This is a genomic window from Oleiphilus sp. HI0061, assembly GCF_001635675.1.
Genome location: NZ_LWFE01000655.1, coordinates 1 through 9,565 on the forward strand (window position 1 = coordinate 1; position 9,565 = coordinate 9,565).

12 protein-coding genes are annotated in these 9,565 nt (G+C 44.0%); 2 read left to right on the forward strand and 10 right to left on the reverse strand.

Annotated features, from left to right (window positions below; translation table 11 throughout):
• Positions 1-810, reverse strand: an 810-nt coding sequence (locus tag A3735_RS08275; RefSeq protein ID WP_068637905.1) for a mechanosensitive ion channel family protein, incomplete at its 3' end; no start/stop codon positions are given.
• A 203-nt stretch (positions 811-1,013) separates the two neighbouring features.
• Here A3735_RS08275 and A3735_RS08280 point away from each other — a divergent pair.
• Positions 1,014-2,291: an O-acetylhomoserine aminocarboxypropyltransferase/cysteine synthase family protein gene (locus A3735_RS08280; protein ID WP_068514179.1), complete on the forward strand. Its 1,278-nt coding sequence runs from the start codon at positions 1,014-1,016 to the stop codon at positions 2,289-2,291.
• A 77-nt stretch (positions 2,292-2,368) separates the two neighbouring features.
• Here A3735_RS08280 and A3735_RS29545 read toward each other — a convergent pair whose 3' ends face one another.
• Positions 2,369-2,530 carry a hypothetical protein gene (locus A3735_RS29545; protein ID WP_156490459.1) on the reverse strand — a complete coding sequence of 54 codons (162 nt, stop codon included), beginning with the start codon at positions 2,528-2,530 and terminating at the stop codon, positions 2,369-2,371.
• A 455-nt stretch (positions 2,531-2,985) separates the two neighbouring features.
• On the opposite strand from A3735_RS29545, the gene A3735_RS08285 reads away from it, so the two are divergent.
• Entirely contained in the window at positions 2,986-3,501 is a 516-nt protein-coding gene (locus A3735_RS08285) for a helix-turn-helix domain-containing protein (RefSeq protein ID WP_068509360.1), read from the forward strand.
• A gap of 71 nt (positions 3,502-3,572) precedes the next feature.
• Here the strand turns inward: A3735_RS08285 and A3735_RS08290 are convergent, their stop codons facing one another.
• From A3735_RS08290 to A3735_RS08325, 8 genes are all read right to left on the reverse strand, one after another.
• A complete protein-coding gene (locus tag A3735_RS08290; RefSeq protein ID WP_068514177.1) occupies positions 3,573-4,049 on the reverse strand; it encodes an NYN domain-containing protein in 477 nt (158 codons plus the stop codon).
• Between the two features lie 66 nt (positions 4,050-4,115).
• A complete protein-coding gene (locus tag A3735_RS08295; RefSeq protein ID WP_231872162.1) occupies positions 4,116-4,952 on the reverse strand; it encodes a crotonase/enoyl-CoA hydratase family protein in 837 nt (278 codons plus the stop codon).
• Positions 4,953-4,973: 21 nt separating this feature from the next.
• Positions 4,974-5,612 (reverse strand): hypothetical protein, encoded by a 639-nt coding sequence (locus A3735_RS08300; protein WP_068514174.1) that lies wholly within the window; start codon positions 5,610-5,612, stop codon positions 4,974-4,976.
• Positions 5,613-5,771: 159 nt separating this feature from the next.
• Complete coding sequence (locus A3735_RS08305) at positions 5,772-6,479, reverse strand: GNAT family N-acyltransferase (RefSeq protein WP_068514169.1); 708 nt, start codon at positions 6,477-6,479, stop codon at positions 5,772-5,774.
• Between the two features lie 160 nt (positions 6,480-6,639).
• Positions 6,640-7,077, reverse strand: a complete 438-nt coding sequence (locus A3735_RS08310; RefSeq protein ID WP_068514166.1) for a hypothetical protein — start codon at positions 7,075-7,077, stop codon at positions 6,640-6,642.
• 85 nt (positions 7,078-7,162) lie between these two features.
• The gene (locus tag A3735_RS08315; RefSeq protein ID WP_068509149.1) at positions 7,163-7,744 is read right to left on the reverse strand and encodes a hypothetical protein; all 582 of its coding nucleotides are present in this window, start codon (positions 7,742-7,744) and stop codon (positions 7,163-7,165) included.
• A 411-nt stretch (positions 7,745-8,155) separates the two neighbouring features.
• A complete protein-coding gene (locus A3735_RS08320) occupies positions 8,156-8,317 on the reverse strand; it encodes a rubredoxin (protein ID WP_068509148.1) in 162 nt (53 codons plus the stop codon).
• Between the two features lie 22 nt (positions 8,318-8,339).
• Positions 8,340-9,565: alkane 1-monooxygenase (locus A3735_RS08325; protein ID WP_231882509.1), on the reverse strand; the 1,226-nt coding region annotated here is incomplete at its 5' end.

The window sequence follows — 9,565 nt, forward strand, 5'->3', positions numbered from 1 at the left end:
TTGTTGTGGGTAGGGGATTGAAATGCCGTGCGCATCAAATGCTTTCTTCACGCCTTCTTGCATATCAAAGAATACACCCCAGTAGTCGCTAGTGTTGACCCATAAGCGGACTGTAAAGTTAACCGAGCTGTCGGCAAGTTCTGCAACGACAAATACAGGAGCCGGGTCTTTGAGTACTCGGGCATCATGACTGGCGAGTGACTTCAGCAGAGACTTGGCCTGGTCAATATCGTCGCCATAGCCAATGCCAAAGCTCAGATCGACTCGGCGAGTAGTTTCTTTATTAATATTCACCATGCTGCTGCTCGAAAGAGAGCCATTTGGAATGATGACGACTCGGTTGTCGCCCGTCTTTAGAATGGTGTTGAAAATCTGAATTTCAGATACGCTTCCGATGTAGCCCTGAGCTTCAATCAGGTCTCCTACCTTGAAAGGCTTGAATAGCAGAATGACAACGCCTCCGGCGAAGTTGGCTAGGCTTCCTTGAAGAGCTAGGCCAACAGCTAAGCCGGCAGCACCGAGTACTGCCACAAATGATGTTGTCTCGATGCCGACCATCGAGGCAACTGAAATCAACAAGACTACTTTCAGAATAACTGAAAGAATGCTGCAGACGAATTGACCAAGCGTCGCATCGACCTTGCTTGTGAGATTGTTGTTAAGAGTGCGTATGAAGCGATTGATGACCCATAGGCCGATGATGAGCGTAACGATCGCTAAGACCAGTTTGGGGCCGTAACTTAAGCTGAGTGTGTAGGCTGTCTGTAACAGCTCTTGAATCTGATCGCTGCTTTGATTGATATCTTCCATTTAAGCTTCCTTGATTAAGTAAAAAAGTGAGTTTGAAATTTAAATTCAGAAGCATAGACAGAAGCAAAAGAGAAAAAGTCACAAAGAAAGTTTATTTATATTTCATTGATCTGAGTGCGTGTGTGTTATTGGGAATTGATCTATGATTCTTTGTTCCGGTGTCCCGTATTCGCCAACATTCATCATTATTGCCGAGGATTAAAATGAAAGACGATACCATCGCAATTCATCACGGATATGAAACAGACCCTACAACCAAGTCCGTAGCAACACCTATTTACCAGACAGTCGCATACGAGTTTGATAATGCTCAACATGGTGCTGACTTATTTGACCTGGCTGTACCGGGTAATATCTACACGCGAATAATGAACCCCACTAACGATGTGCTTGAAAAAAGAGTAGCGGAGTTAGAAAAAGGTATTGCGGCCTTGGCTGTGAGTGCTGGCAGTGCTGCCATTCATTACGCGATTATAACGATCGCCAGCAAGGGCAAGAATATTGTTTCAGTACCTCAGCTCTATGGCGGTACTTATACACTTTTCAAGCATATGCTGCCGAGCCAGGGAATTGATGTACGTTTCGCTGAAGATGATAAGCCTGAGTCCTTAGCAAAGCTGATTGATGAAAATACCGCAGCCGTTTATTGCGAGAGTATTGGTAACCCCGCGGGTAATGTTATCGATCTGGAAGGCATGGCGAAGATTGCGCATGATAAGGGGGTGCCGCTTATCGTTGATAATACAGTTGCCACGCCAGCTTTATGTAAGCCTATTGAGTATGGGGCAGATATTGTTGTTCATTCGCTTACCAAGTATATGGGTGGGCATGGTAATTCGTTAGGCGGGATTGTCGTTGACTCAGGAAACTTCCCCTGGGCGGAGCATGCTGAACGATTCCCTATGTTGAACGAGCCAGAACCTGCTTACCATGGCGTGATCTATACCGAGGCAATGGGGCCAGCAGCTTTTATTGGACGATGCCGGACAGTTCCTTTGCGTAATACCGGGGCGGCCTTATCACCTATGAATGCCTTTTTATTGCTTCAGGGAATTGAAACGCTAGGTCTTCGTATGGAACGTCATTGTGAAAACGCAATAAAAGTGGCCGAATTTCTAGAAGGGCACGATCTAGTTGAGTGGGTTGGTTATGGTGGCTTGCCCTCAGATGAGAACCATGAGCTAGCCAAAAAATATATGAAAGGTACACCGTCGGCCATTATGACCTTTGGAATTAAAGGTGGTTTAGAGGCAGGTACGCGTTTCTATGATGCCTTGGCACTGTTTAAGCGTTTGGTAAATATTGGTGATGCTAAATCATTGTCGTGTCATCCTGCTTCGACAACGCACAGGCAAATGACAGAGGAAGAACAGAAAGTCGCGGGTGTTACGCCTGAAATGATTCGACTATCAATCGGTATCGAGCATATCGATGACATTCTTGAAGATTTGGAGCAAGCACTGAAGGCTTCGGTAGGCTAGAACGAAAGAGGCTGCTATGTAGCAGCCTCAATTTTTCTATCTCAATTTTACTCGCTCAATAAAGCGGCGATCTTAGCTTAGGCGTGGCAGTTAGTGTCTTTTTCGCCTTGGCTTGTATTAGAGATAGCGTCTTCATTGTTAGCTTTTTTCTTTTGGATGCCGTGGTTAATAATAAATGAAAAACCGACAACCATTGCAACCGTTACGATAAGGCTAGTAAAAAATGGAAATCCAAACATAATTTTATTCCTCTTAATGTCTATTTAAAGACTACAGCGCAAGTATTGGCGCTTCGATAAATACAAGTAAACTCATGAAGGAATACGAACTGCAAGCTCAGTCTAAGTCGCCTGCTTCTAATTCCAAATCAATGTTTCTAATCCCTAGTTCGTAATCAATCCATTTAGAAATAGCTTTCATGATGCTCATAAGCGAGTCCTCACTATTTGGTGGATTAGACAAATATGGCTTAGGGTAAAAATGCCAAATTCATCACAGTTCCGTTTTGGAACCTTGTGTAAAGTATATGGTTCCATAATAGAACTCGTCAAGTGAATCTATTGTGACGACTTGCTAAAATACTGTTCTATTTCTGGTATAATGGCTTTGTTTGATTTAGATCAACTTTGTATATTGGAACAGTGGCTAGTCTTATTAGGCGCGAATAATTCAAATAAAATGCAAAGAGGTAGCTATGCGTTGGGAAGAGATTGACTCTCAGGTTTGTTCAATTGCTAGAGCATTATCAATATTTGGTGATCGTTGGACGCTGTTAATCATCCGGGACGCATTTCGCCGCGTCAGGCGCTTCTCAGAGTTTCAAAAATCTTTAGGGATAACCCGCCATCGTTTGTCTGACCGTCTAAATCGTTTGGTGGAAGCTGAGGTTTTAACCAAAGTCTTATATGACGAGAAGATGTCTCGTTATGAATACCATTTAACTGAGAAAGGAATGGATCTTTATCCGGTGCTGATGACGGTTGTTCAATGGGGTGACAAGTGGCTATGTGATGGTGACGGTGCACCGATTATGTTCCAGCATAAAACTTGTGGTCATGTTTCCAGCCCTCGTTTTGCTTGCGATCATTGTGCACATGACTTACATGCCAGGGATATGAAGCCAGTATTAGGGCCAGGTGTAGAGAAGAAATTGGAGCGAGGGGAGTTAACGACAGATGACCCCGAGCATATTCATGACATTGTTTATTGAGTATAAGTACTCAGAGTCTCGATGAGATTGTTGTAAAGATAATAGTGGCGAGCATATCGCTTGATCTGAATTTAGTTAAGTAATAAATCAGTATCTATTGCGACAAACTTAGTGGCGGAACATATCAGTGACGAAGCTGTTAGTGCTTTAACGCCGTAGACCTCTACAGCAGAGCTGTGTTTCAGTTTGATTCGATCGACGAGCAGGTCGAAATCTCCATCACCAGATGCTAAAACAAGGATGTCACTGTGTGCCGCAAACTCCATAGCATCGAGTGTGATACCGACATCCCAATCAGCTTTAGCAGAGCCGTCAGCGCGCTGAATGTAGGGCTTCAACTTTACCTTAAACCCTATCGCTCTAAGTATATTCTGAAACTGTCTCTGTTTTTCATCTGCGGGCTCCGTTGCATAGGCCACGGCATTAACGACGTGTCGATTTTGGGTCACCTTTGCCCAAAATGCATTGTAATCAAAATGGCGGCCATAGGATTGTCTGGTCGTGTAGTAAATATTCTGTACGTCGACCAAAATAGAAAGAGTTTCCATTGGCTAAATTTTTCCAAAATAGTGGTGATGGCCTCTCTTGCATAAGAAGACCTAAAACTTACTGCTTTAGTGCCCGTGATATTGCCCAGCGCGTTTTTCTAGTAAAGCTTTCACTGCCTCTAAGTGATCTTCTGTTTGATGCAGACCAGCTTGAACTTTTGCACATTGGTCTAGCATTTCAGGTAATTTGAGTCGTTCACTTTGACGTAGTAGCTTCTTAGTGGCTCGAACGGCAAGAGGCGGGTTTGAAGCGATGCTATGTGCGATTGAAAGTGCGCGCTCAAGCATGTTTGAAGTTTCGATGCACTCAGACACCATCCCCCAAGATAGCGCTGTTTGAGCATCAACCATATCGCCAGTCAGTGCCATTTGGCTGGCTTTTGCTATGCCAATAATTCTTGGCAAGAACCACGCGCCGCCGTCTCCCGGAATGATGCCAAGTTTGACAAAGCTTTCGGCAAAGCGGGCTTTATCGGAAGCGATGCGAATATCGCACATCATTGCCAGGTCACAGCCTGCACCGACTGCGGCGCCATTTACGGCGGCAATAACGGGGATCTCGATATTCCATAAGGACAAAGGAATACGCTGAATTCCGTTTTTATAGCTTTGTTCTATTTCTTCTTTATTGCCGCCAAACATATCAGTTTTATTGAGCATATCTTTGACATTGCCGCCGGCGCAGAAACTCTTTCCTTCTCCGGTCAGCACCATGACGCGAATTTCGCTGTTATTGTTTGCTAAATCGCATACACGCTCGATTTCTTCAACCATTGCTTCGTGAGACATCGCATTGTGAATATCAGGTCTATTCAACGAGACAAGCAAGACGTGCCCGTCTTGTTGAACGCGTAGCTCTTTAAAGGTTTGCATATTGTGCGAAAGGTCGATTAGGTTGGTCATGCTTGGCCCGTAATACAGTTTCTATGTGTCTTGCTCAATACGGAGAAATTCTTGTTTGAGGTCGACTAGTTTGCTGGCATCACTTAGCTTTGGCAGTGCTGACAGTGAGTGGTCGGTTTGTAGCAGTAAGGCTTCATTCTTGTCGACAAGTATATTTAACATCTCATGTTCTTGAGCCTTAACCTGATACATGTTCTGCATGGTCGCGACATTGCTTTGGAAGGTTGATAAGACCTCTGCCGAGTCACGATATAAAGCATTATTGCTAAGTGCACTTTCAAGGCGAGTAGCATTTTCCAGGAGGGTTTCTGTATGTTCTAGATTTTGTTTTAGTTCTTGTCGAAGTCGATCAAGGCGTGCTTGATCTTGAGCGAGTTGGTCCTGATTTTCGTCGAGCAGCAAGCGATGAATAACTACAGTTACGCCGTTCACAAATTGTTCGAGGATTTTATCTTTAAAAGGAAGGTCGTCGACGATGCTACTGCGACTTTTGACGATCTTGAAAATCTCGCCTTCAAGCATTCCCACTAGGCAGCCAATATCGTAGGCTTTTTCTGGTAGATCTTCCCTTTGCGTAATTGAAAGGTTGTCTTTGGCGACAACTGTCATCAGATTGAGTATGCACTTGGCTTGCATAGATCGAGCTTCGATTAGATCCACGATGGCTCCTTAAGTAAAGAGTAATGCGAGACGAGATAAAAATAAGAGTCTAGCTGAAACCCTCAAACTTATGAATAACTAATAGGTAGCATTTGTGATATGGAAGATTATACATCGGTAACATAAGCTGCCATGACGGACGAACTTGTTATGTTTTGCTTAGACTCCCTCATTAGCGATAAGGTCATCGCCATCTAAAAGAGGTTGATTGAGTTGATGAGTAATACAGCCGAGAATATGTTGATAAAGATCATAAGCGGGGCTGTTATCCAGAATACCGGATTCACTGGAGAGCCAGAATAAGTCTTCACTATCGCTGTTCAGCTTGTTCGTGGTCTGCTCTAGCTGGAGGCCGCGAGCTCGTAAGCGTTTGAATTCGTTGCAGGGGAGCGAAAGTAAAATTCGGTCATCGAAGCGTAAACGTGCAAGAGAGAAGGCTGCCAGATACATTGCTTCTGAAAAACTGTACTTTTTGGCTTCGGTGTCGCAATACTCGGGGTTGATGCTAAGTCGAGATATTTCGCACAAAGATAAATGGCATCCAGAGGAAAATACCTGATCGATAAACCCTAGTGAGCAGGAGTTTGCCCTTTGGCAGGGCAAGGTGGGTTGCGCTGATAAGCTTTCAACTGAGTGGCTGATACGTATGCAGGCAATATATTGTCTGCTGCTATTCTCTTGAAGGAGCAGGTGTGTCGAGTTGTGGTCATATTGGTCAATGACCTGCTCAACATGAGTGAGTCCGTCAAAGTCTTCTTTGCTCTGTTTAAAACGTGTTTGATAAGCTATACGTTTTTGTTCTTCACTGTAAGCACAGACAAAGTTGAACTGTGCGATGAAGTTATCTACCAGCTGAAGTGATTGCATTGCTCTACCTACGATTACAGTAAGGGGCGATAGATATAGCTTAAGAAAACGCTATGACTTTGTAATCAAGTCTCCGATAAACGGTCAGTTTTAAGGCTGAGTAGTCGCCAGAACGAAAATAATGAGAAGTGCATCAAATACGCGCTAAACAATATTAAGCCTACAAGGAAGTTAGTTTTTCCTTAATCGTAAATTTATGGGGAGAGTCTATCAGCTCGACAATGTGGTCAGCGAGCACGTTTGCTTTAACTGGTAGGGTGAGCCAGCCCGCCAGAATTTGTAGGTGTTTTTCATTCTTATCGCTTGGCAGGGAGTGAGGGTAGTGAGCACTCACGCCCAGACAAATCGCATTGGCTTGCAAGTGCGATTCAATAAACTTATTTAGCAGTCCGCTTTCGGCAACGCTTCCTTTTCCGTCAGGCTCAAGATTGATAATAATTGCATCGAACTTCCTATTTTGAAGATATTCTTGGGCTATTTGGGCTGAGGTCGTGGTAAAAACCAAATAGCCCCGTTGTTCCATTTCGTCGACCATGCCGTGAAATATATCGATACCGTAAGTACCGATGATAAGAATCTCTTTCGCTTTTTCCTGCATAATTTCTACCTTAGAAATATCGGAGTCAAAATACTAGCTGGCCCGAATTATTAAAAACCGGACCAAGCTAGTATAGCAAAAATAGTTAAGAATTCATTTTATAGCTGTCTTTCTTCGCATAGGCAAAGTCGTTCAGAACTTTTTCAAAGCGCCTCGAATAAGCCTTTGGCTTGCTTAGCATCAGCTGACAGAAAACTTGCTGAACCTTTGTGTTGCTAGTTTTAGAGTAAAGTTGAAGTGCATATTTTGAGAAGTCTCTGACCATAAAATCAAATATTTGATCAATTAGGTCATCGTCAATTTCATTCAGATCCCAGCTTTCTAAAATCAACTGGCCGTAAGCGACCAAGGTAAATAACTCACCGACAATGAGTAAAAAGTCGATGTCCTTAATTTGCATCTTATTTGGGCGGGCCAGCATGAGCATTTTTTTGAAGATGGCTATCTGCTTTTTGAAAATATTGACGTTGGGCAAGTCGCATTTATCATACGCCAAGTGATAGTCGTGGAAGCGAGTTTTTCCGAGCCCTTTTGGGGTGAGTAGTTTGGCAAAAATCTGTTCCTTCTTGTTGAATTCAAGAAACTCAGTGTACCAGCGTCGACTCTCATAATTGGCTTTGGTTTTCGCGAGCCCTAGCCCTTCAAAGAAGTCGATAGTCTTTAGCATGATGTCGCGCGTTTCTTTGTCAGGTTATTCTTGAGCAAACTTCTTTGGGTTGAGTAGGTGCATAGTGAATTGTCCTTTGCGATTGCTGTGCGAAATATTTGCAAGCCTAGATTAGAGCGCATTGAAAGCGAAATAAAGGTAAGGAAAAGGGCCTAAACAAATTCTAGTTCACGGATCGTCAAAACCAGTAAACAGTTGTGTGGTGGTGCTGCAGTCGTTTGCTTAGTGTATGTGCCAGCTTGATAAACGTGATAGTTGTTCTGGGCATCGCGTGGGTGAATTAATGGGAACGAGTGTGAGCTCCGGGTTCGCTCTAAAATAAAATTATTTATGCTGCCAAGCTGATATAGATCAAGCTTGGCCTTTTGTAGAAATACCCGGGCATTGCTCTGTCCGGGTAAGTTGATTGCTTTATAGGGCGATGAAGTCTGGTTTTTCTCTGACAAAGCACTCAGGGCAGGGAAAGTCTTCAGGAACCTCTTCCCACTTAGTGCCAGCGGGGTAGCCTTCGTGCTCGGCACCTTTAGCTTCATCATATATATAGCCGCAGTCAGGGCATTGAAATTGACTCATGGTCTAAACCTCCTTATGTCTCTTAAGCTGCTTCGGCTGTTTCGCTGACTTTATCACTCACAGGTGGCTGGTGATATTTGTTGTAGACCAGTTCTTTGGAGTCTGGGTCTATATTGACTTTGTCCATATCATTACCAGCCCAATCTATGACTTTTTTGTCCATGATTGAAAACCAGAGTGGTGGGATCATGGCAACCAAAAACATAAGCGGGTAGCCAGAAGGTAGAGAGGGGACGTCGTCGTAATCACGAAGAACTTGATATGGGCGTGTAGGGTGCGCATGATGGTCTGAATGTCGCTGAAGGTGTAATAAAACCAGGTTGGATGCTTTGTGATTACTATTCCAGGAGTGATGAGGTTGGCAGCGCTCATAGCGGCCGTTTTCTTTTTTCAAACGAAGTAATCCATAGTGTTCTACATAATTGGCGCATGTCAGCTGCCACCAACCATAAGCGGCCGAGATTAATAGGAAGGGGATCATAACCGGGCCAAAAAAGGCAAGCATCAGGGTATAGGCTGAAATGGTGAGCGCTGCTGGTTGCAGAATCTCGTTATCCCAAGACCATTCTGATTTTCCTAAACGGTGCAAGCGGTTTGCTTCGAGCCCCCAGGCTCGTCGAAACGCACCAGGAATCTCTCTTTTTACAAACTTGTAAATATTCTCTCCAAAGCGTGAAGATGCTGGATCTTCTGGTGTTGCAACATCCTTGTGGTGTCCTTTATTGTGTTCGATAAAAAAGTGGCCGTAACCACTGGTAGCCAGCATGACTTTCGCAGCGGCAACTTGCTTTCTATCTTTCACTTTATGCCCCATTTCATGACCTGCAACCAAACCTAAGCCGTTGAGAATACCCGCACTGAGTGCAGCGCCGAGTATATTGATCCAGGACCAGTTATATTGAGATACAACAAAGGCGATACCAACGAGAGAAACCCAGTGCAAGGCGGTCGCAATATACATAATATTGACATAATAGCTTTGGTCTTTGAGCTGTGAAACGAGTTCGTCGTCTGGATTAGCGCGGTCTTCACCAAATACGTGATCAGCTAGAGGTAGCATGCCGTAAAGAAAAACCACAGTAAACCAAAGCCAAAGGCCATAACCGGTTTCAACGGCAGCATAAGCGGAGGCTAAAGGAATCATTGGCGTAAGGATAGAGAGTAAGTACCAGTAGCGTTTGCTACGGATCCATGCGCCAGTTTGCTGAGGGTAAACGGTAGTGTTCATAATACGCTCTCTTGTTTTTC

Excerpts from the sequence above, each read along its gene's own strand:
- A3735_RS08310 (WP_068514166.1), bottom strand. The coding sequence starts at position 7,077 with ATGCAGGAAAAAGCGAAAGAGATTCTTATCATCGGTACTTACGGTATC.
- A3735_RS08305 (WP_068514169.1), bottom strand. The coding sequence starts at position 6,479 with ATGCAATCACTTCAGCTGGTAGATAACTTCATCGCACAGTTCAACTTT.
- A3735_RS08295 (WP_231872162.1), bottom strand. The coding sequence starts at position 4,952 with ATGACCAACCTAATCGACCTTTCGCACAATATGCAAACCTTTAAAGAG.
- A3735_RS08280 (WP_068514179.1), top strand. The coding sequence starts at position 1,014 with ATGAAAGACGATACCATCGCAATTCATCACGGATATGAAACAGACCCT.
- A3735_RS08320 (WP_068509148.1), bottom strand. The coding sequence starts at position 8,317 with ATGAGTCAATTTCAATGCCCTGACTGCGGCTATATATATGATGAAGCT.
- A3735_RS08315 (WP_068509149.1), bottom strand. The coding sequence starts at position 7,744 with ATGCTAAAGACTATCGACTTCTTTGAAGGGCTAGGGCTCGCGAAAACC.
- A3735_RS08290 (WP_068514177.1), bottom strand. The coding sequence starts at position 4,049 with ATGGAAACTCTTTCTATTTTGGTCGACGTACAGAATATTTACTACACG.
- A3735_RS29545 (WP_156490459.1), bottom strand. The coding sequence starts at position 2,530 with ATGTTTGGATTTCCATTTTTTACTAGCCTTATCGTAACGGTTGCAATG.
- A3735_RS08285 (WP_068509360.1), top strand. The coding sequence starts at position 2,986 with ATGCGTTGGGAAGAGATTGACTCTCAGGTTTGTTCAATTGCTAGAGCA.